Genomic DNA, 20,255 nt, shown 5'->3' with positions numbered 1-20,255 from the left:
TACGGCTCGCCGCCCCGGAGGAGAACCGCGCTCCCCCGCGGGTCAGGCTCGCCGGGCGAAGGAGTCGGCGTCCGTCTGGTCGTCGTCCGGCTGGGGGACGGTCGTCCGGGGGGCGGTCGCGACGAAGACGCCCCAGCGTCGCGGCCGGGCCACCACCCAGCCGAGGATGAAACCGACGCACAGGCACGCGATGACGAGGAAGATGAAGTTCAGCCACATGATGGGCCTCCCAGCGGGAGAGCAAGCGGCGGTGTCGTCTTCGGCTTCGACCCGCCGGGCCGCGCGCCGCCTGCCGCGCGGACGGTCCGACGTTAACTCCGCGGCTTCCGGGGCTGTGTGCAGGTTGACGCGATCTAGCTCAAGGTGACTAGCGTCACACCACCCGGTGATAGCGCCGCCCGCCCGGACGCCACTCACGCGGGCCTCGCCCGTACGCCGCCGGGGCGGTCGGACGGCGTCGCCGCGGACCCTTCCGGGCCCGCGCCTTTACATTGTAGATCAATAAGTGAGCAGCGGAGATCGACGAGAGGTCGTACTCTGGCGCGGTGACCGAACGGCTGCCGATCTTCCCGCTGGGGGCCGTGCTCTTTCCCGGGCTCGTCCTGCCCTTGCACGTGTTCGAGGAGCGCTACCGCCTCCTGATGAGCGATCTGCTCGCCCGCGAGGAGCCGCGCCGGTTCGGAGTGGTCTCGATCGAACTCGGCCACGAGGTCGGCCCCGGAGCCGCCCGCCGGCTCGCCCCGGTCGGCTGTACGGCCGAGATCCGCGACGTTCAGGAGCATGAGGACGGGCGGTACGACGTCGTCGCGACCGGCGGCACCCGGTTCCGCGTGGAGGACGTCGACGACTCGCTCGCGTACCTGTGCGCCGAGGTCACTCCCCTGCCGGAGGAGGACGGGCCGGGCGCGCAGGACGCGGTCGCGCCGGTGACCGACCGGTTCCGGCGCTACTGCGACCGGCTCGTCGCACACGGCGCGCAGGTCGCCGACCTCGACGACCTGCCGGCCGAGCCGGGTCCGCTGTCCTACCTCGTGGCGGCCTCGCTGGTCCTGGACCGCCCGGACAAACAGCGCCTCCTGCAGGCCGACCACGCCGCGGCGCGGCTGCGGCTGGAGTACGAACTGCTGAGGCGGGAGAATCTTCTGCTCGAGACGTTTCCGACCGTGCCGGCGTCGGAGTTCCTCGGCGGAGGCGTCAGCCCGAACTAAGGAGTCACGGCCCGGTGGGATCGAAGAAGAACGGCGGCAAGGGCACGCCCGCGACGGTCGTGGCGACCCGTGCCGGGGTCGCCTTCACCCTGCATCCGTACGAGACCGGCGGCGGCGAGGAGTCCTACGGCGAGGCCGCCGCCGACGCCCTCGGCGTGCCGCGCGACCGGCTGTTCAAGACGCTCGTGACCGAGGTCGACGGCGATCTGACCGTCGCGGTGGTGCCGGTGTCGGCCACGCTCGACCTCAAGGCGCTCGCCGGCGCGGCGGGCGGCAAGCGCGCGGCCATGGCCGACCCGGCGGCGGCCGAGCGCGTGACCGGCTACGTCCGCGGCGGCATCAGCCCGCTGGGGCAGCGCAAGAGGCTGCCGACGGTCGTGGACTCCTCCGCGTCAGGGTTCTCGACGATCTACGTCTCCGCCGGGCGGCGGGGCCTGCAGATCGAACTGGCCCCCGCCGATCTGGTCACGCTGACCGGGGCCACCACCGCGGGCATCGCCCGCCGTCGCGCGTGACTCGCGCCGGGCGACGTCCAGCGCCTCGAGCAATCCGAACACCACGATCGCGATCAGCGGCCAGGCGATCACCACGCCCACCGCGTGCAGGTCGAGCGCGCCCTTGGCCGCCGTGCCGTCGCGGGCCGTCCGCACCACGTGCTGGAAGGATGACCGCCCGACCATGCTGCCGGTCCACCAGGCGATGAGGCCGGCGGCGACGCCCCCGGCACCGAGCGCGGCGAGGAGCCCCATCTCGCGCAGGCGTCCGGCCAGGACGTAGGCGACGACGCCGCACAGCAGTCCGGCGCAGGCCGTCAGCACGGCGAACCAGCCGTCCGCGGCGATGAGCGTCTGGCTCTCCGGGTCGCCGAGGAGCGCTTTGCCGCCCGCGATCACGTACGTCGTGCGCGGCGCGACCGTGGTCCACAGCAGCCCGGCGGGAACGCCGAGTACCGCGATCACGAGAGTCGCCGCCACTCCGATCCGAAGCTGGCCGGCCATCCGTACTTCCCCCCGCCTCTCGCCGATGATCGCAGCGTAGCGCCTGACCGACGCGTGGCCCGCCGTCGCTCCACGGCGCGGGCCACAGGCCCCCCATCCGTCACAAGGGAGCGCGTGGGGCTCGGCCGGTCTCTGAGATAGTGTGCCCGCCATGTCTGGATTCAGCCCGGCGTTCGACCGGCTGGGAGCGGCGTACGCGGCGATCTCGGCCCAGCAGCAGGAGGCACTCGTCGACTTCCTGCCCGCCGCCGACTGGAGCGCCGACCTGGCCACCGGCACGTACACGCAGGGCGAGGTCACGCTGAAGGTCGCCCTTCTCGGCAGCTACGCCGAAGAGGACCGCAGCTGGCTGTGGGGGTGGGCGAACCCGCAGTTCGGCCCCGACCACCCGGCCGTCGTGAACCCCACGGAGATCGGGGCGCGCCTCGCCATCGCCGAACTTACCGCGCGCGAGCTGGACCTGTCCTGGTACGACGGTCCCGCGCGGAGCGGCGGCGACATCGTGGCGATGGCCGCTACCGGTCTGATCGGCTCGCCGGGCACGATCCCCGGCAGCTACGAGGGCGGCGTCGCCTACTTCGCCATCCGGGACGCCTCCGCACCGGTGCCCGGGTGGGACTCCCTCACCGCCCCCCGGATGATCACCAGCGGGCTGACGCTCTTCCCGGCCGACCACCGGCTGACGGTGGCGCGGTTCTTCAGCCACCACCGGCTGGCCTTCCGCGAGGACGAGACCTCGATCGTCGCGACGCTGCCCGAGGGCGGCGCGTGCGCGGCCCGGTTCGACGCCGAGGACCGCTTCGTCTCCCTGTCGATGGAGCTGGTCGCGCGCTGAGAAAGGCGCGTACCGGGAAAATCGCTGGACCGTTCCGTACGGGCGGCCGTACTGTGCCTGGCATGTTCGGCATGGCCGCGTTCTGCTCGCCCGCGCACCTCGATGCGCCGGGCGCCGCGACCGTGCCCTCCGACGGCCTGCGACGCTGACCCTCCTCCGCCCCGTCCTTCGAGAACCCGCGGAGGAGGGTGGCGCGGCGGTCCCTGCGCGGGACCGTCCGGGTTCTCACGTCCACTTCTTCTGACGCGAGGACACATCATGGCCAAGCGGTTGTACGAACGCGGCAAGCCGCATCTCAACATCGGCACCATGGGGCACGTCGACCACGGCAAGACCACGCTCACCGCGGCGATCACCGCGGTGCTGGCCCGGCAGGGGCTGGCGAAGGTCGTGCCGTTCGAGGGCATCGACCGGGCTCCGGAGGAGCGGGACCGCGGCATCACCATCAACATCGCGCACGTCGAGTACGAGACGCCGACCCGGCACTACGCCCACGTCGACATGCCCGGCCACGCCGACTACGTCAAGAACATGGTCACCGGCGCGGCCCAGGTCGACGGGGCGATCCTGGTCGTGTCCGCGCAGGACGGCGCGATGCCGCAGACCCGCGAGCACGTCGTGCTCGCCCGGCAGGTCGGCGTCCGTCACATCGTGGTCGCGCTCAACAAGGCCGACACGGTCGAGGACGCCGAACTCCTGGACCTGGTCGAACTGGAGGTACGGGAGCTGCTGACCCGGTACGGGTTCCCCGGTGAGGAGATCCCGGTGGTCCGGGTGTCCGGGCTGCGGGCGCTCGAGGGCGACCCGTACTGGGTCCGGCGGATCGAGGACCTCCTCGCCGCGGTCGACGCGTACGTGCCGGTGCCGGCCCGGATCCTGGACCGGCCGTTCCTGCTGCCGATCGAGAACGTCCTGACCATCACCGGCCGCGGCACCGTCGTGACCGGGGTGGTCGAGCAGGGCGCCGTCCGGCTCGGCGACCACGTCGAGGTGGTCGGCCTGGGCGCGACGGTCGCCACGGTGGCCACCGGCCTGGAGACGTTCGGCCAGACGATGGACCACGCCGAGGCCGGGGACAACACCGCCGTGCTGCTCCGCGGCGTACGGCGCGAGCAGGTGCGCCGCGGTCAGGTCGTGGCCGCGCCGGGCGCGATCCGGCCGCACACGCGGTTCCGAGCCGAGGTGTACGTGCTCGGCACGGACGAGGGCGGGCGCAGCGGCCCGTTCTTCACCGGGTACCGGCCGCAGTTCCACCTCCGGACGACGGACGTGCCGGGCGAGATCGACCTGGGCGAGGGCGGCATGGCGCTGCCCGGCGACACGGTCACGATGACCGTGAACCTGGGCCGCGCGGTGGCGCTGGACGAGGGGCTGGGCTTCGCGATCCGCGAGGGCCGCCGCACGGTCGGCGCCGGCACCGTGACCGCCCTGCTCGCCTGAACCGGCCATGGGGGACCCCTCTTCGGCGGGGTCCCCCACGCGCCGAACACCGACGCGCGGCGAGTGGGGTGCTACAGGCCGAGGTCGTCCAGTTCCTTGAGCAGGTCCGCGCGGGAACCCGGGGTCGTCCGGCCCGCGCCGGACGGGAGGGGGCGGGTGCCGCCGTCCGTGGCGGCGCGGGGGCGGCGCTCGCGCAGGATCCAGCCGCCGGCGATGCCCGCGACGAAGCCGAACAGGTGGCCCTGCCAGCTGATGCCGCGGTGCGGCAGCAGCACGGCGAACTGGTACGCGAAGCACAGCGCCATGACGAGCCCGACCACGATGTCGATCCGGTGCCGGTCGAAGAACCCGCGCACGATCACGTATCCGAAGTAGCCGAACACCACGCCGCTCGCGCCGGCCGTCACGGTGTTCGGCCCGGAGGTCAGCCAGGCGCCCATGCCGCTGACCAGCACGATCAGCACCGTGAGGCTGAGGAACTTCTTCACGCCGCGGAAGGCGGCCAGGAAGCCGAAGATGAACAGGGGCCCGGAGTTGCCCTCGATGTGCGCCCAGCTCAGGTGCAGGAACGGCGCCGTCACCACGCCCGTGAGGCCGGTGACGTCCCGCGTGTGGATGCCGTAGTGCAGGCTGAGCCGGTAGCCGTCCGCCCAGTTGACCGCCTGGACGACCCAGATGACCGCGAGCACCCCGACCATCACCCAGAACGCCCTCAGCGCCTCGGCCAGCACCGCTTCGGCGTCACCCGGCCGCCCGTCCCCGCTGCCCATCTTCACCGCGCCCCTCCGGCCGAACATGTCCTCCCCGAAAGATAGCCCCGTCGGTGACGGTCGCGCGCGCGGAAGGGAGGACGACCGGCCGGCGTGGTCGCGCCGCTGGAGAGGCCGGACGGGCCACACCGCGCGCACGGGTCAGACGGTGGCGTTCCGGTGCTCCGGGAGGAGGGCTCGGCGGACGGCTTCGGCCGCCCAGTCGTCCGCGGTCTTCTCGCGGATGCGGCTCCCGAGGACCTTCCAGTCGCCCGAGGTGGCCAGCAGGACCTTGGCCAGGCCCGCCGCGGCGGAGAGGGCGCCCAGGGCGAGGGTCCGGCGGTCGGACGCCAGGCTCGCGGTGGCGGCGTCCACCACCCGCTGGTGGGCCTCCCAGAGCGAGACGATGTCGCGCACCGGGTACCAGGTCTCGGGGAACAGGCCGTAGTTCCGGTGCTGGTCGATCTCGACCTGGCCTCCGTCGACCATCCGCGTGAGCAGGCGTTCGGTCAGGCCGGTGCCGCGCAGCCGGGTCACCCACGCGAGGGGCGTACGGGGCGTGGCCGCGATCGCGTCGAGCAGTTCGTCGAGGACGGCGTCGCCGGTCGGCGATTCACCGGACGCCAGGACGGCGGCGTCGCCGGTCCGCGCGTCGCCGACCGGTACGAGGACGGACCCATCGGCCTGGTCCACCGTGACGCGGCCGGTCAGGGCGAGTTCGGACAGCAACCCGCCGACCACCCCGCAGTCCATCGCGTTGGGGGCGATGCGGCACTTGCCGCGGATGTCGTGAGCAAGGAGCAGCAGTTCCTCTGCCAGCGTCTCGGGCACGTTCGGAACGCTAAACGCCCCGATTGTCGGCTCGGTGAACAGAGAGCAAAGTGTTTCAGGCGGGGTCCGCGGCCAGGGTATCGACCCGTCGTACCCGGATCGACAGCACCGCCGCGAGCAGGCAGAGCGCGCCCGCGCCGTACCACGCCGCGGCGTAGTCGCCGAGCCGGTCCCGTACGACACCGGCGGCCTCGGCGGCGATCGCCGCGCCGACCTGGTGCGAGGCGAACACCCAGCCGAACACCACCGGCCCGGACATGCCGAAGTTCTCCCGGCACAGCGTGACCGTCGGCGGCACGGTCGCCACCCAGTCGAGGCCGTAGAAGATGATGAAGACCAGCATGCTGGGGTGGGTCGTCCGGGCGAACAGGCTCGGCAGGATCAGCAGCGAACAGCCGCGCAGCGCGTAGTAGACGCCGAGCAGCACCCGCGAGTCGACGCGGTCGGTGAGCCACCCGGAGAAGATCGTTCCGACGACGTCGAAGACACCGACGAGGGCCAGCAGGCTCGCGGCCGTGGTCTCCGGCATGCCGTGGTCGTGCGCCGCGGGGATGAAGTGCGTGCCGACCAGGCCGTTGGTGGAGGCCCCGCAGATCGCGAAGCTCCCGGCGAGCAGCCAGAACACCGGCGTCCGCGCGGCCGTGTCGAGCGTGCCGAGCGCACGCCGGGCCGCACCGGTCGACCGCACCTTCGGTATCTGCTCCGTCGCGCCGTACGGGAGCACGCCGACGTCGGCGGGGTGGTCGCGCAGGAACAGAACGACGAGGGGCACGACGGCCACGGCGGCGACGCACACCGTCACCGAGGCGGACCGCCAGCCGTACGCGTGGGTCAGGTGGGCCAGGACCGGCAGGAACACCAGCTGACCGGCCGCTCCCGCCGCGGTGAGCACGCCGGTGACGATGCCGCGGCGCGCGACGAACCAGCGGCTCGTCACCGTCGCCACGAAGACCATCGCCATCGACCCGGTGCCCAGGCCGATCAGCACGCCCCAGCAGGCGATGAGCTGCCAGGGCGCGGTCATGAAGACGGTCAGCCCGCTGCCGACCGCCACGAGCACGAGCGCGACGGAGACGACCTTGCGCATGCCGAACCGGTCCATCAGCGCGGCCGCGAACGGCGAGGTCAGACCGTACAGGACCAGGTTGACCGAGACGGCGGCGGAGATCGTGCCGCGTGGCCAGCCGAAGTCCTGGCTCAGCGGGTCGATGAGCACCCCGGGGGTGGCGCGGAATCCGGCGGCGCCCACGAGGGCCACGAGCGCGACCGCCGCCACGATCCAGGCGCGGTGCAGACGCGGGCGAGTCTTGGGCGGTGTGTCGGGGATTGTCGCAGTCACACGATGATCCTGGTGGAGGCGGCGTTCGCCGGGCGAGTGGCCCGAGAGCCATCATCTGAAATAATCGGGCCATGATCCCCCATGAGATCGCCGTCCTCGCGCTGAACGACGTCGTGGCGTTCGACCTCGGCGTGCCGACGCAGATCTTCGGCGCGGCCCGTGACGACGACGACCGGCGGTTCTATCGCGTACGCGTCTGCACGCCGGACGGCGCGCCGGTCCGTACGTCGGGCGGGTTCCTGGTCCAGCCCGGCGAAGGGCCGGAGATGCTGGCCGAGGCCGACACGGTGGTCGTGGCCGGCATCCATGGGGGCGCGCCGATGACGGAGGGCCGGCTGGAGCCCGTCGTGGCCGAGGCCCTGGCCCGGCGGCGCCCGGACGCGCGGCTGATGTCGATCTGCACGGGCGCGTTCGTGCTCGCGGCGGCGGGCGTCCTCGACGGCCGCCGCGCCGCGACGCACTGGTACCACGCCGACCGGTTCCGTGCGCTCTACCCCAAGGTGCGCCTGGACGCCGACGTGCTGTTCGTCGACGACGGCGACGTGCTCACCTCGGCGGGCGTCGGCGCCGGCATCGACCTGTGCCTGCACGTGGTCCGCCGCGACCACGGCACGGAGGTGGCCAACCGCGCCGCGCGGCGCTCGGTGGTGCCACCGTGGCGCGAGGGCGGGCAGTCCCAGTTCATCGAACGCCCGCTGCCCGACCCGACCGGCACGTCGACCGCCGCCACCCGCGCCTGGGCACTGGGCCACCTGGACGAACCCCTGAGCCTGGCACGGCTGGCCCGGCAGGCGGGCATGAGCGTACGGACGTTCACGCGCCGGTTCCGTGAGGAGACGGGGGTCAGCCCGGCGCAGTGGCTGCTGGGCCGGCGGGTGGAGGAGGCGCGGCGGCTGCTGGAGACGACGGACCTGCCGATCGACCGTGTCGCCGCCCGCGCCGGTTTCGGCACGGCGACGTCGATGCGCCAGCACCTGCACGCGGCCGTGGGCGTCTCCCCGACCGCCTACCGCCGGACGTTCAGCCGTACGGGCGGATAACCCGTTGGTGGGGCGGGGACCGATCCGTTACAACGGACGTCATGCTCCGCAAATATCCGAGAACCCCTCATATCGAGGGTTCTCGGCTACAGCCCGGCGACTTCGACCTGGCAGCCGTGCCGTTCGCGGAGATCGCCGGTCGGTACCTGGTCGTGGAGGAGAAGCTGGACGGGGCGAACGCCGCGATCAGCTTCTCGGCCGACGGCGGGCTGCGGCTGCAGAGTCGCGGCCACTACCTGACCGGCGGCCCGCGGGAGCGCCAGTTCGGTCCGCTGAAGGCGTGGGCGGCGACGGTCCAGCACCTGCTCTGGCCGCGGCTCGGCGACCGCTACGTCATGTACGGCGAATGGCTGTACGCCAAGCACACCGTCTTCTACGACGCGCTCCCCCACTATTTCTGCGAGTTCGACGTCCTGGACCGGCGGGAGGAGGTGTTCCTCTCGACCGAACGCCGCCGCGCGCTGCTGGCCGGCACCCCGGTGGTGTCGGTGCCGGTCCTGCGCACCGGCCCGATCGACCGGCTGGAGACGCTGACGTCGCTGGTCGGCCCCTCGACGTGCCGGACGCCGGACTGGCGGGACGCACTGGCCGAGGCGGCCGTGGAGGGCGGCGCCGACCCCGGTCAGGTGCTGGCCGAGACCGACCTGTCGGAGGACATGGAGGGCCTCTACATCAAGGTGGAGGAGGACGGCGAGACCGTCGGCCGCTACAAGTGGGTGCGCCCGGGCTTCCTCACGGCGGTGCTCGACTCCGGCAGCCACTGGCTGGACCGGCCGATCGTGGCGAACCGCCTGACCGACCCGGAGGCGCTCTATGCCACCGTTCGATGACCTGTGCCCCGCGCCGCCGCTGTGGACCGTGCCCTGGGCGCGGATCGAGGCCGCGTTCGCGTGGGTACGGCGCATGTCCGGGGTTCCGCAGGACGAGGAACATCACGCCGAGGGTGACGTCGCCACCCACACCCGGATGGCCTGCGAGGCGCTCGCCGCGCTGCCGGAGTGGCGGGCGCGTCCGCCCGCCGAGCGGGTACGGCTGTTCGCGGCCGTGCTCCTGCACGACGCGGCCAAGCCGGACTGCACGAGCGAGGACCCCGACGGGCGGATCACCGCCCGCGGCCACTCCCGGCGTGGCGACCTGATCGCCCGGCGGGTGCTGTGGGAGCTGGGCGCCCCCGTGTCCTGGCGGGAACACGTGGCCGCGCTCGTCCGGCATCACCAGGTCCCGTTCTGGGCGCTGGAGCGGCCCGACCTGGAGCGCATCGCGTTCCGGTCGAGCCTCGTGGCGCGCAACGACGATCTCGCGATCCTGGCGACGGCCGACATACTCGGCCGGATCTGCGGGGACACCGCCGAGGTGCTGGAGAACATCGCCCTGTTCCGTGAGTACTGCGCCGACCAGGGCTGCCTGGACCGGCCGCGCCGGTTCCCCTCCGAGCACGCGCGCTTCTGGTACTTCCGCACCCCCGGCCGGGACCCGGGCTACGCGGCCTACGACGACACCCGGATGACCGTGACCGTCCTGTCGGGGCTGCCGGGTGCCGGCAAGGACCACTGGATCACCGAGCACGGCGCGGGGAGGCCGGTGGTCAGCCTCGACGCGCTGCGCGCCGAGCTCGGCGTGGACCCGGCCGGCGACCAGCGGCCGGTGGTGGACGCGGCGTACCGGCTGGCGCGGGAGCATCTGCGGGCGGGCCGGGCGTTCGTGTGGAACGCCACCAATGTGTCCCGGCAGCTCCGCGAGCGGTGCGTCGGCCTGGCGGCGGGCTACCGCGCCCGCGTCGAGCTGGTCGCGCTGGAGGCCCCGCCCCAGGTGCTGCGGAGGCGCAACCGGGAACGGCGCGACCCCGTGCCCGAGCCGGTGGTCGACCGCCTGATCGGCCGTTGGGAGACTCCGGACCCGACCGAGGCCCACACCGTCCGCTGGGTCGTCACCGGCTGAGAGACCGCCCGGGCCCCACCCGTCGCGCGGCGGCGCGTGAGGTGCGGGCGGTGGGATCCGCTCCTCTGTGAGCACTCGTCGGCCGACGACCTGCGATGTGAGCCTCCATCGAGTCGAAGGCGAGGACGTCCGTCCCGAGGCCCTTGGCGGTGCGGATGGCGTGCCGGCCCTGGCTTGCCTGTGAACGCAGTTACCGGCTGGGAGCGGGTAGAGAGATCCCATAACTGGACTGATGCCCAAGAAGCCATGCGTACTGGAGTGGGCGAGGAGACGACACCAACGGCCGAATGGTGCATTGCCTTCGCACGGGAGTCATCAGTCCATTCGGAGGATTTTGAGTACGTATGGAAAGGTTTGACTCGGTGTGGTCATACGGCGGAAACAGTCAGCGGCACGTGACGTTGCCGTGGCGGGATGGGGGTAATGGTGCGTTGCTCCGGTGCCTGATCAGATGAGTGACGGCGCCCCCGCAGACGGGGCGCCCGGCGTGCACGGGCAGGATCCCGCGGACCCCCGCCGGTGGAAGGCGCTGGCCGTCTGCCTGATCGCCGGTTTCATCACATGGTTGGACATCAGCATCGTCAACGTGGCACTACCCTCTATCCACATCGCGTTGCACGCCTCGACGAGCGACCTGCAGTGGGTCGTATCCGGATACGCTTTCGCCTTCGGGCTACTGCTGATACCCGCCGGACGGTTCGGCGACACACACGGCCGGCGCAACGTCTTCGTCGTCGGCATGGCGCTTTTCACATTGGCCAGCGCCGCGGCGGGAGCCGCCCCCGGAGCGGATTGGCTGATCGTGACGCGGGTTGCACAGGGGGCTGCCGCGGGTGTAACCGCTCCGCAGATCAGCGGCCTTATTCAGCAACTTTTCCGGGGGGCGGAGCGGGGACGGGCGTTCGGACTGCTAGGCGCCACGATCAGCATCTCCACGGCAGTCGGCCCACTACTCGGCGGTCTGCTCATCCAGTTCAGCAGTGCAGGGGCAGGCTGGCGTCATGTCTTCCACGTCAGCATACCGATCAGCATCATCGCCATGTTCTTGGCGTACCGATACATACCTGGGCGGGAAGGTGAAAAGCGGCAACTGGAGAGCATGGATCCTGCTGGAGTATTACTGCTGGCCGCCGGCGTATTCATCCTGCTATTGACGCTCGTGGAAGGACGGGAGTGGCAGGCACAGAGCAGATGGCTGTTGGCGCTGGCCGCCTCCGCCGTACTGGCCGGTTTCGTACGATGGGAGCGCTGGTACGGGCAGCGGCACAACCCGATAATGGACCTTTCCCTGTTCCGTAGGGCCCCCTATGCCCTTGGCACATTGCTCGCGACGCTGTATTTCGGCGGATTCACCGCAATCTTCTTCATCGTCACCCAGCACCTCCAAGAAGGCCTACATTATTCCGCTCTGCGGGCAGGTTCGGTGAGTGCGGCTTTCGCGCTGGGATCGGCGCTCAGCGCCGCACTGGGCGGTCAACTCGTCATCCGGTTCGGCCGCCCGCTCGTCGCGTTCGGACTAGTGCTGGTCACGGTGGGATTGGTCGCCACAGAACCGGCCGTGCGTCTCGCTCCGGGTCACAACGCCGCCTGGGTGATCGCCGGCGCATTGTTCGTCGCAGGGCTGGGAAACGGTCTGATCGTCTCGCCGAACCAGACGCTCACCTTGGCGGCGGTTCCCGTCGTGGAGGCCGGCGTTGCCGGCGGCATGCTTCAGACCGGGCAGCGGATCGGCGCCTCCGTCGGCCTTGCGGCGGTGGGCCCGGCTCATGGCATTTATGGGAGGGCGTTCCAGCATGCTCTACTGGTCAACATCATGTTCGTGTTGGCCGCGCTGGCTGTGGCCCTTGTGGACGTGCTGATGGAGCGTCGCGCCGACCGGGGATCGGACTGTCGCTGAGCGGGGAGGCCGCGTGGGGGCTTCCTCTGGCGGGCATCCGGTCGGCGTCAGCGCCGCGCGGTCCGAGTGGGATCTGTCCGGTTATCGGCGGCATGCCACCGCGTGGATGACGACGGACCCGCGCCGAGCGTGTTAGGCAAACCACCCAAGGGTAGTGATGCCTCGCCCGCGCCGATCACGCCGTCGCGGCCTCATGACGTTGGGCATTCGACAAAAGACCCGCCATCAAAGAAAGCATTCCGATGTCCCGCCAGATCCCGCCGTCCGTTGTCGATGGCGTCCTTCTATTCGCACGCGTGGCGGTCGGGATCATCTTCTTCGCCCACGGCTGGAACCACCTGTTCACCACGGGCATCGAGGCCACGCAACACGAGTTCAAAAGCCTGGGCGCCCCCGCCCCGTCGTTCTCCGCATGGTATGCGGGCATCGTGGAACTGATCGGTGGAATCCTGCTGATCGTCGGCGTACTCATGCCTCTCGCCGCCGTGCTGCTCTTCCTGGACATGGCCGGCGCCTTCTTCTCCGTGCATTGGCGCAAGGGCATCTACGTGTCCAACGGTGGTTACGAACTCGTTTTGGCCCTCGGCGCCGCCGCCCTGACCCTCGGCGCGGTGGGCCCAGGACGCTACAGCATCGCAGGCCTGCTCGGCCACCTGCGAGGTGGCGGCCGAACCGCTAGATAGCTTCCGCCAACCTCCCAAGCGGTGCGTAGGCGTGCGACGGCGCCAGGATGTGAGCGCTGCTGACGCGACGCCCACGGGCGGACGGAATTTGTGGGAAGGAGAGGGAGGTGGGTAACCAGCGGCGGTCATCCGGCGAAACGCCGAAGGTCAGGGGCCTTGCCGGTGACGACATGGGGTACGACGGCAACGAGTGGTCCGGGGTCCACCCCCGGCGGATCACCCCGGATCAGTGGGAGCGGTTCGAGGGGTACATGCGGGAGATCTTCACCGCGCTCGGCATGCCGACCGACATGGCCTCTACCGCCGACACCCCGCAGCGGTTCCTGCGCGCGCTGTATGAGGCGACCAATGGATATGAGGGGGATGAGAAGCTGGTCACGGCGTTCCCGACCGAATGCCGCGGCGGCCCGGACTGCCGCATCAGCCAGGTCGTGGAGGGGCCGATTCCGTTCTTCTCCCTGTGCGAGCATCACGGCCTGCCGTTCTTCGGCGCCGCCTATGTCGGGTACGTCGCTCATGAGCGCATTTTGGGGCTGTCCAAACTCACACGGCTGGTCCGGTTGTTCGCGCGCCGCTTCTCCGTGCAGGAACGCATCGGCCAGCAACTCGCGGACGCCCTTGAGCGCATCCTGGCCCCGCATGGCGTCGCCGTGTACCTGGAGGCGGTGCACCTGTGCATGCAGATGCGCGGCGTGCGCGAGATCGAGTCCAGCGCCCGCACTACGTACTGGCGCGGCATCTACGACACCGAGGACCCGCTCCGTACCGAATTCTTCGGGCTCTGCGGGCCCGCAGGCGTGACGCGTGGCCGGGCGTGACAGACCACCGGGCACTGGACCACCGCAGGCCGCGCCTTTGGTGCCGCCGTCCGAGGAACCCGGCCTGCCGCGCCGGCGCCTGCCACCGGCTCTGGCCGCCCTCTACGGCGGCGACCTGGTCCGACGCACCCGGCGCCGCGCGGCGGGGTCACCGAGCGCGCGCACCGCGATCCGCGTCGCACCTGGGAGGCCCTCGTCGGCGACCAGGCGACGCGCTAATTCATGCCCGGTCCTGCCGCGGCCGCTGAGCGCCCGGCCGTGCCTCAGGTGAGGCAGGCCGGGCCGAGGAGCTGCTTCAGGTCGCCCATCAGCGCGGGCGAGGCGGTGACGCGGAGCTTGTCGTCGAGGCGGACGACCGTCGTGCGGGGGCCGTTCTGCAGCTGGAGGTGGACCTCCGTCTGGCCCGGATGGGTGCCCAGGACCTCCTTCAGCCGCTGCACGACCGGCGGGGTGACGCGGGTGACCGGCAGGGACACCGTCAGGGGACGACCCGCGTCGCTGACGGTGAGATCCGGCTGGGTGACCTCCATCGCGATCAGCTTCGCGGTGTCCTCGCGCTTGTCCAGGCGGGCCTTGACGACGATGATCGCGTCTTCGGCCAGGAGCGTGGAGCACAGCTGGTACGCGGACGGGAAGATCATCAGCTCGATGGCGCCCTCGAGGTCCTCCAGGACGGTCAGCGCCCACGAGTCGCCCTTCTTGGTGACCTTGCGCTGCAGGCCGGTGATCAGGCCGCCGACCGTGACGATCTGGCCGTCGGGACGCTCGTCCGCGGTGAGGGCGGCGATGGAGCAGTCGACGTTGGCCGACAGGATGTGCTCGATGCCGAGCAGCGGGTGGTCGGAGACGTACAGGCCGAGCATCTCGCGCTCGAAGGCCAGCAGCGTCGTCTTGTCCCACTCCCCCTCCGGGATGGCGACGTCGAAGGTCGTGTCGACCACGCCGTCGTCGGCCCCGCCGAACAGGGAGTCCTGGCCGATCGCCTCGTTGCGCTTGATGTCGATGATCGCGTCGATGGCGGCCTCGTGCACCATCACCAGGCCCTTGCGCTCGTGGCCGAGGGTGTCGAAGGCACCGGCCTTGACGAGCGACTCGACGACGCGCTTGTTGCAGACCTGCGGCGGCACCTTGCGCAGGAAGTCCTGGAAGTCGGTGAAGCGGCCCTTCTCCTTGCGGGCGGCGATGATCGCGTCGACGACGTTGCCGCCGACGTTGCGGATCGCGGTCAGGCCGAACAGGATCTCGGTGTCGCCCTTGGGGGTGAAGTCGGCGTCGGACTCGTTGACGTCGGGCGGGAGCACCTTGATGCCCATGCGGCGGCACTCGTTGAGGTAGAGCGCGCTCTTGTCCTTGTCGTCCTTGACCGAGGTGAGCAGCGCCGCCATGTACTCGGCCGCGTAGTTGGCCTTGAGGTAGGCGGTCCAGTACGAGACCAGGCCGTAGCCGGCGGTGTGCGCCTTGTTGAAGGCGTAGTCGGAGAAGGGCAGCAGGATGTCCCACAGCGCCTTGATCGCGGCGGCGGAGTAGCCGCGCTCCTGCATGCCGGACTCGAAGGTGGCGTACTGCTTGTCCAGCTCCGCCTTCTTCTTCTTGCCCATCGCGCGGCGCAGCAGGTCGGCCTGGCCCAGGCTGTAGCCCGCGACCTTCTGCGCGATCGCCATGACCTGCTCCTGATAGACGATCAGGCCGTAGGTCGTGTCGAGGATGTCCTTGAGCGGCTCCTCGAGCTCGGGGTGGATCGGTGTGATCGGCTGCTGGCCGTTCTTGCGCAGCGCGTAGTTGGTGTGGGAGTTGGCGCCCATCGGGCCGGGACGGTAGAGCGCGAGGGCGGCGGAGATGTCCTCGAAGTTGTCGGGGCGCATCAGGCGCAGCAGCGAGCGCATGCCGCCACCGTCCAGCTGGAAGATGCCGAGCGTGTCACCGCGGGCCAGCAGCTCGTAGGCCTTCTTGTTGTCGAGCGGCAGCTCGAGCAGGTCGATGTCCTCGCCCTTGTTGAGCTTGATGGCCTTGAGACAGTCCTGCATGATCGTCAGGTTGCGCAGGCCCAGGAAGTCCATCTTCAGCAGGCCGAGCGTCTCGCAGGTCGGGTAGTCGAACTGCGTGATGATCACACCGTCGCTGTCGCGGCGCATGATCGGGATGTGGTCGGTCAGCGGCTCGGCCGACATGATCACACCGGCGGCGTGCACGCCGGTCTGGCGGATCAGGCCCTCCAGGCCCTGCGCCAGATCCATGATCTGCTTGACGTCGGTCTCTTCTTCGTACAGCTTGCGCAGCTCGCCGGCCTCGCCGTAGCGGGGGTGCTTGTCGTCGAAGATCCCCGACAGCGGGATGTCCTTGCCCATGACGGCGGGCGGGAACGCCTTGGAGATGCGGTCGCCGAGCGCGTACGGGAAGCCGAGCACGCGGCCGGCGTCCTTGATCGCGGCCTTCGCCTTGATGGTGCCGAAGGTGGCGATCATCGAGACCTTGTCGGCGCCCCACTTCTCGGTGACGTAGCGGATCGCGTCGGCGCGCCCACGTTCGTCGAAGTCCACGTCGATGTCGGGCATGGAGACGCGGTCGGGGTTGAGGAACCGCTCGAAGATCAGTCCGTGCGGCAGCGGGTCGAGGTCGGTGATGCCCATGGCGTACGCGACCAGGGAGCCCGCCGCGGAGCCACGGCCCGGCCCGACCGCGATGCCGTTGTTCTTGGACCACATGATGAAGTCGGCGACGACGAGGAAGTAGGAGGGGAACCCCATCTGGCAGATGACGTCCATCTCGTACTCGACCTGCTTGCGGTGCTCCTCGTCCACCCCCTCGGGGAAGCGCCGCTCCATGCCCTTCCAGACCTCTTTGCGGAACCACGACTCCTCGGTCTCACCCTCGGGGACCGGGAAGCGGGGCATGAGGTTGCGGTATTCGAACATCCCCGAGGAGTCGACCTTCTCGGCGACCAGCAACGTGTTGCGGCAGCCCTCGACCCAGATGTCGGAGGTGTCGACCGCCCGCATCTCGTCGGCGGTCTTGAGGTAGTAGCCGGACCCGCTGAACTTGAAGCGGCCCGGGTCGGACAGCTGCTTGCCGGTCTGGATGCACAGCAGCGCGTCGTGCGCGGAGGCCTCGGCCTCGCGCGTGTAGTGGGAGTCGTTGGTGACGACGGGCGGGATGCCGAGCCTCTTGCTGATCTCGATGAGGCCGTCACGGACCTGCTTCTCGATGTCCAGGCCGTGGTCCATGACCTCGAGGAAGTAGTTGTCCTTGCCGAAGACCTCTTGGTATTTGGCCGCCGCGGCGAGCGCCTCGTCGAACTGGCCGAGCCGCAGCCGGGTCTGCACCTCGCCCGAGGGGCAGCCGGTGGTGGCCATCAGGCCCGCCGAGTGCTCCTGGAGCAGCTCGAAGTCCATGCGCGCCCACTTGCGCACGAACCCCTCGGTGTAGGCGCGGCTGGTGAGCTTGAAGAGGTTGTGCAGGCCCTCTTTGTCGCGGGCCCAGATGGTCTTGTGCGTGTAGTGACCGCCACCGGAGACGTCGTCGCCCTTCTGGCTGGGCTCGCCCCAGCGGACGGGCTGCTTGACGAAGCGCGAAGCGGGCGCGACGTAGGCCTCGATGCCGATGATCGGCGTCACCTCGGCGGCGGTGGCCTGCTTGTAGAAGTCGTACGCGCCGTGGGTGTTGCCGTGGTCGGTCATGGCCACCGCGGGCATGCCCTGCTGGCTGACCTCGGCGAACATCTCCTTGAGACGGGCCGCCCCGTCCAGCATGGAGTACTCGGTGTGCACGTGTAGATGCACGAACGAGTCACTCATGCGCGGCGCCTCCTTAGGGCATGCGAAACCAACGCGTGCCGGGGACACGCGCCGTCGTCGCAAGGGTTGTTCGTCTCTTGGACCACCGATCGCACGGCGGTCCCATGAGACTAACGCGTCCCACCGACGAGTTCGGGACTCGACACTCAAGATGTCCGAAACGCCACGTTCATGGGCGTGATCACATCCGTGACGGCCTGCGCACTCTCCGGCGTCTTGTATGGTCAGGCGCAGATTCGGGCATCAAGCCAGTCCATGCGGACGCTGATTTCGGAGGCGGGACGTGTCGAGGACGATGGATCCCCCGGGCACGCTCGCCGGCGGCCCGGGACATGAGGGCGACGAGGACTACGCCAAGTCGCTGAGCAACCGCCAGGTCCGGATGATCGCGATCGGCGGAGCCATCGGCGTCGGGCTGTTCCTCGGCGCGGGCGGCAAGCTCGCCCAGGCCGGCCCCGGCCTGATCCTCTCGTACGCCATCTGCGGGGTCGCGGCCTTCTTCGTCATGCGGGCGCTCGGCGAACTCGTGCTGCACCGGCCCACCGCCGGCAGCTTCGTGTCGTACGCGCGGGAGTTCATCGGCCCCTGGGCGGGCTTCGCGAGCGGCTGGCTCTACTGGCTCAACTGGGCCATGACCGGCGTCGCGGAGACGACCGCCGTGGGGATCTACGTCCACCGGTGGCTGCCCGGCGTGCCGCAGTGGATCGTCGCGCTCGCCGCCCTGGTGGTGCTGCTCACCGTGAACCTGCTGTCCGTACGGCTCTTCGGAGAGCTGGAGTTCTGGTTCTCCGTCATCAAGGTGCTGGCGATCGTCACCTTCCTGGTCGTCGGGCTCGGCCTCGTACTCACCGCCGCCGGCGTCGGGCACGAACACGCGGGCCCGGCGAACCTCACCTCGCACGGCGGATTCATGCCGCGCGGGCTGCCCGTCGTCCTCATGAGCCTGCAGGCCGTCGTCTACGCCTACTCGGGCATCGAGATGGTCGGCATCGCGGCCGGGGAGACGCAGAATCCGCGCCGGGTCATGCCCCGGGCGATCAACGGGGTGATCTGGCGAATCGGCATCTTCTACGTCGGCTCGGTGATCCTGCTCGCCATGGTGCTGCCCTGGACCGCCTACAGCGCCGGGGAGAGCCCGTTCGTGACCGTCTTCTCCCGCCTCGGCGTACCCGGCGCCGGCGACATCATGAACGCGGTCGTGCTGACCGCGGCCCTGTCGTCGTGCAACTCCGGCCTGTACGCCACCGGCCGCATCCTGCGCTCCCTGTCGAGGCGCGGCGAGGCCCCGGAGTTCGCCGGCCGGATGAACCACCGGCACGTCCCGTACGGCGGGATCCTGTTCACCGCGATCGTGCTGACCCTCGGCGTCGGGCTCAACTACGCGGTGCCGAAGATGGCCTTCGACATCGCCACGTCGGCGTCCGCCCTCGGCGTCGTCGCCGTCTGGGGGACGCTGGTGTGGTGCCAGCTCCGGCTCCGTGCCGCCGCCAACCGCGGCGAGGTCGCCCGGCCCTCCTTCCGCATGCCGGGCGCCCCGGTCACGAACTGGCTGACCCTCGCCTTCCTCGCCGTCGTGGTCGTGCTGATGCCGTTCGCGGACGAGGCCAACCAGATCGCGTTCTGGTGCCTGCCCGCGGTGGTCGTGGTGCTGTTCGCGGGCTGGCGCGTCGTACGCCGCCGGCTCATGCCCGGGACAGGTCCCGTTCCTCCGACACCTGCAGGCCCGCCTCGATCACCGCGGTCATGATGCGGGCGATCCGGTCGGCGCCCAGCCGCGGCGCGCGTACGGCCATCGCCTCGACGATCTGACGCTCCCGGTCCAGGTCGCGGCCGGCGAACCCGCCCACCGGCTTGAGCCGCTGGACCAGCCCGGCCAGCTCGGCCCGGCGGTCGAGGAGCGTGGCGAGCGCCGCGTCCACTCGGTCGATCTCGGCGCGCGCACCGGCCACGGTGGCGGGCTCGTCGTCGGCGAGCAGCGGCGCCAGCAGGGCCGCGCGGGCCCGCGCCCCGGCCACCTGCCCGGCCTCGGCGTCCTCGCCGAGCAGCAGGCCGCGCGCCCCGGCGGACAGGGCCGCCGTGGCCAGCGCCGGGTCGGAGGACACGTCCACGTACACGGGCCGGTGGCGGCCGGCCTCCCGTACGAGGGCCAGGTCGAGGGTGTGGTGCGGCAGGTGGGTACGCGTGCCGGTCTCGCAGAGGACGACCTCGTGGTTGCCCTCGGCCACGCAGTACTCCGCGGCCGACAGCCACTCCTCCAGCGTGGCCGCGGGAGCCCGCTGGATGACGACCGGACGGCCCGTACGGGCGACCGCGCGCAGCAGCTGGAAGTCCTGCATCCAGGCCGCGCCGACCAGGACGCCGTCGGCGTGCTCGGCGATCGCGGGCAGGTCGAGGGCGGAGAACGGCTCGACGAGCAGCGGCCCGGCGTACGACCCGCGCAGCGCGGTCAGCTCGGCGGCGGCGTCCACGAGACCGTGGCGGTGGCGGAGGCTGGTCATCGCGACGTCGGGTTCGGCGGCGATCCCGGCGATGACGACGGCGTTGCCCGGGTCGATCAGGTTCATGGTGTGTCCCTCCGGGCGGCCGGTCCTCCCGGAGACGAGCCGCCCACGCTGGTGAGTGAGAAAAGCGAAAGGCAGAGCCCCGTGGGCTCTGCCTCGTTGCCGGCTCGGGAAGGTCGTCGCGGTC

The 20,255-nt window shown here is 70.7% G+C and carries 17 protein-coding genes; 11 read left to right on the top strand and 6 right to left on the bottom strand.

Annotated elements, in window-relative coordinates:
• Nucleotides 1-42: 42 nt before the first annotated feature.
• Nucleotides 43-219, bottom strand: a complete 177-nt coding sequence (locus OG417_RS20680; RefSeq protein WP_329258435.1) for a hypothetical protein — start codon at nucleotides 217-219, stop codon at nucleotides 43-45.
• Nucleotides 220-545: 326 nt separating this feature from the next.
• Between OG417_RS20680 and OG417_RS20675 the strand changes: the two genes are divergently transcribed.
• The 4 genes from OG417_RS20675 (at nucleotide 546) to tuf (ending at nucleotide 4,481) form a co-directional block, all read left to right on the top strand.
• Nucleotides 546-1,208, top strand: a complete 663-nt coding sequence (locus OG417_RS20675; protein WP_329258432.1) for an LON peptidase substrate-binding domain-containing protein — start codon at nucleotides 546-548, stop codon at nucleotides 1,206-1,208.
• A gap of 14 nt (nucleotides 1,209-1,222) precedes the next feature.
• Nucleotides 1,223-1,723 (top strand): Cys-tRNA(Pro) deacylase, encoded by a 501-nt coding sequence (gene ybaK, locus OG417_RS20670; RefSeq protein ID WP_329258430.1) that lies wholly within the window; start codon nucleotides 1,223-1,225, stop codon nucleotides 1,721-1,723.
• Between the two features lie 634 nt (nucleotides 1,724-2,357).
• Nucleotides 2,358-3,041, top strand: a complete 684-nt coding sequence (locus OG417_RS20665) for a DUF6882 domain-containing protein (RefSeq protein WP_329258427.1) — start codon at nucleotides 2,358-2,360, stop codon at nucleotides 3,039-3,041.
• A gap of 258 nt (nucleotides 3,042-3,299) precedes the next feature.
• Nucleotides 3,300-4,481, top strand: a complete 1,182-nt coding sequence (gene tuf / locus OG417_RS20660) for an elongation factor Tu (protein WP_329258424.1) — start codon at nucleotides 3,300-3,302, stop codon at nucleotides 4,479-4,481.
• Nucleotides 4,482-4,552: 71 nt separating this feature from the next.
• Here the strand turns inward: tuf and OG417_RS20655 are convergent, their stop codons facing one another.
• From OG417_RS20655 to OG417_RS20645, 3 genes are all read right to left on the bottom strand, one after another.
• On the bottom strand, nucleotides 4,553-5,278 hold the full coding sequence (locus OG417_RS20655) for a rhomboid family intramembrane serine protease (RefSeq protein ID WP_329258421.1): 726 nt from the start codon (nucleotides 5,276-5,278) through the stop codon (nucleotides 4,553-4,555).
• Between the two features lie 114 nt (nucleotides 5,279-5,392).
• Entirely contained in the window at nucleotides 5,393-6,061 is a 669-nt protein-coding gene (locus OG417_RS20650) for a GOLPH3/VPS74 family protein (RefSeq protein ID WP_329258419.1), read from the bottom strand.
• 55 nt (nucleotides 6,062-6,116) lie between these two features.
• Nucleotides 6,117-7,400 carry an MFS transporter gene (locus tag OG417_RS20645; protein ID WP_329258416.1) on the bottom strand — a complete coding sequence of 428 codons (1,284 nt, stop codon included), beginning with the start codon at nucleotides 7,398-7,400 and terminating at the stop codon, nucleotides 6,117-6,119.
• A 71-nt stretch (nucleotides 7,401-7,471) separates the two neighbouring features.
• Between OG417_RS20645 and OG417_RS20640 the strand changes: the two genes are divergently transcribed.
• From OG417_RS20640 to folE, 6 genes are all read left to right on the top strand, one after another.
• Nucleotides 7,472-8,440 carry a GlxA family transcriptional regulator gene (locus OG417_RS20640; RefSeq protein WP_329258413.1) on the top strand — a complete coding sequence of 323 codons (969 nt, stop codon included), beginning with the start codon at nucleotides 7,472-7,474 and terminating at the stop codon, nucleotides 8,438-8,440.
• A gap of 41 nt (nucleotides 8,441-8,481) precedes the next feature.
• Nucleotides 8,482-9,270 carry an RNA ligase family protein gene (locus tag OG417_RS20635; protein ID WP_329258410.1) on the top strand — a complete coding sequence of 263 codons (789 nt, stop codon included), beginning with the start codon at nucleotides 8,482-8,484 and terminating at the stop codon, nucleotides 9,268-9,270.
• Nucleotides 9,254-10,378, top strand: a complete 1,125-nt coding sequence (locus OG417_RS20630; protein ID WP_329258407.1) for an AAA family ATPase — start codon at nucleotides 9,254-9,256, stop codon at nucleotides 10,376-10,378. The genes OG417_RS20635 and OG417_RS20630 overlap by 17 nt, the downstream gene beginning before the upstream one ends.
• 451 nt (nucleotides 10,379-10,829) lie before the next feature.
• A complete protein-coding gene (locus OG417_RS20625; RefSeq protein WP_329262420.1) occupies nucleotides 10,830-12,275 on the top strand; it encodes an MFS transporter in 1,446 nt (481 codons plus the stop codon).
• A 242-nt stretch (nucleotides 12,276-12,517) separates the two neighbouring features.
• On the top strand, nucleotides 12,518-12,958 hold the full coding sequence (locus OG417_RS20620; protein ID WP_329258406.1) for a DoxX family protein: 441 nt from the start codon (nucleotides 12,518-12,520) through the stop codon (nucleotides 12,956-12,958).
• Between the two features lie 107 nt (nucleotides 12,959-13,065).
• A complete protein-coding gene (gene folE / locus OG417_RS20615; RefSeq protein ID WP_329258403.1) occupies nucleotides 13,066-13,776 on the top strand; it encodes a GTP cyclohydrolase I in 711 nt (236 codons plus the stop codon).
• Nucleotides 13,777-14,039: 263 nt separating this feature from the next.
• Here the strand turns inward: folE and dnaE are convergent, their stop codons facing one another.
• Nucleotides 14,040-17,567, bottom strand: a complete 3,528-nt coding sequence (gene dnaE / locus OG417_RS20610; protein ID WP_329258401.1) for a DNA polymerase III subunit alpha — start codon at nucleotides 17,565-17,567, stop codon at nucleotides 14,040-14,042.
• A 283-nt stretch (nucleotides 17,568-17,850) separates the two neighbouring features.
• Between dnaE and OG417_RS20605 the strand changes: the two genes are divergently transcribed.
• Nucleotides 17,851-19,314: an amino acid permease gene (locus OG417_RS20605; protein ID WP_329258399.1), complete on the top strand. Its 1,464-nt coding sequence runs from the start codon at nucleotides 17,851-17,853 to the stop codon at nucleotides 19,312-19,314.
• On the opposite strand, the gene OG417_RS20600 is transcribed toward OG417_RS20605, so the two are convergent.
• Complete coding sequence (locus tag OG417_RS20600; protein ID WP_329258396.1) at nucleotides 19,250-20,131, bottom strand: chorismate mutase; 882 nt, start codon at nucleotides 20,129-20,131, stop codon at nucleotides 19,250-19,252. The two genes, OG417_RS20605 and OG417_RS20600, sit on opposite strands and share 65 nt — an antisense overlap.
• Between the last annotated feature and the right edge of the window lie 124 nt (nucleotides 20,132-20,255).

This window comes from Actinoallomurus sp. NBC_01490 (assembly GCF_036227085.1).
In the GTDB taxonomy this organism is placed as follows: domain Bacteria; phylum Actinomycetota; class Actinomycetes; order Streptosporangiales; family Streptosporangiaceae; genus Actinoallomurus; species Actinoallomurus oryzae.
The sequence above is the reverse complement of the archived record's forward strand: the minus strand, read 5'-3'. Positions and strand labels throughout refer to the sequence as shown.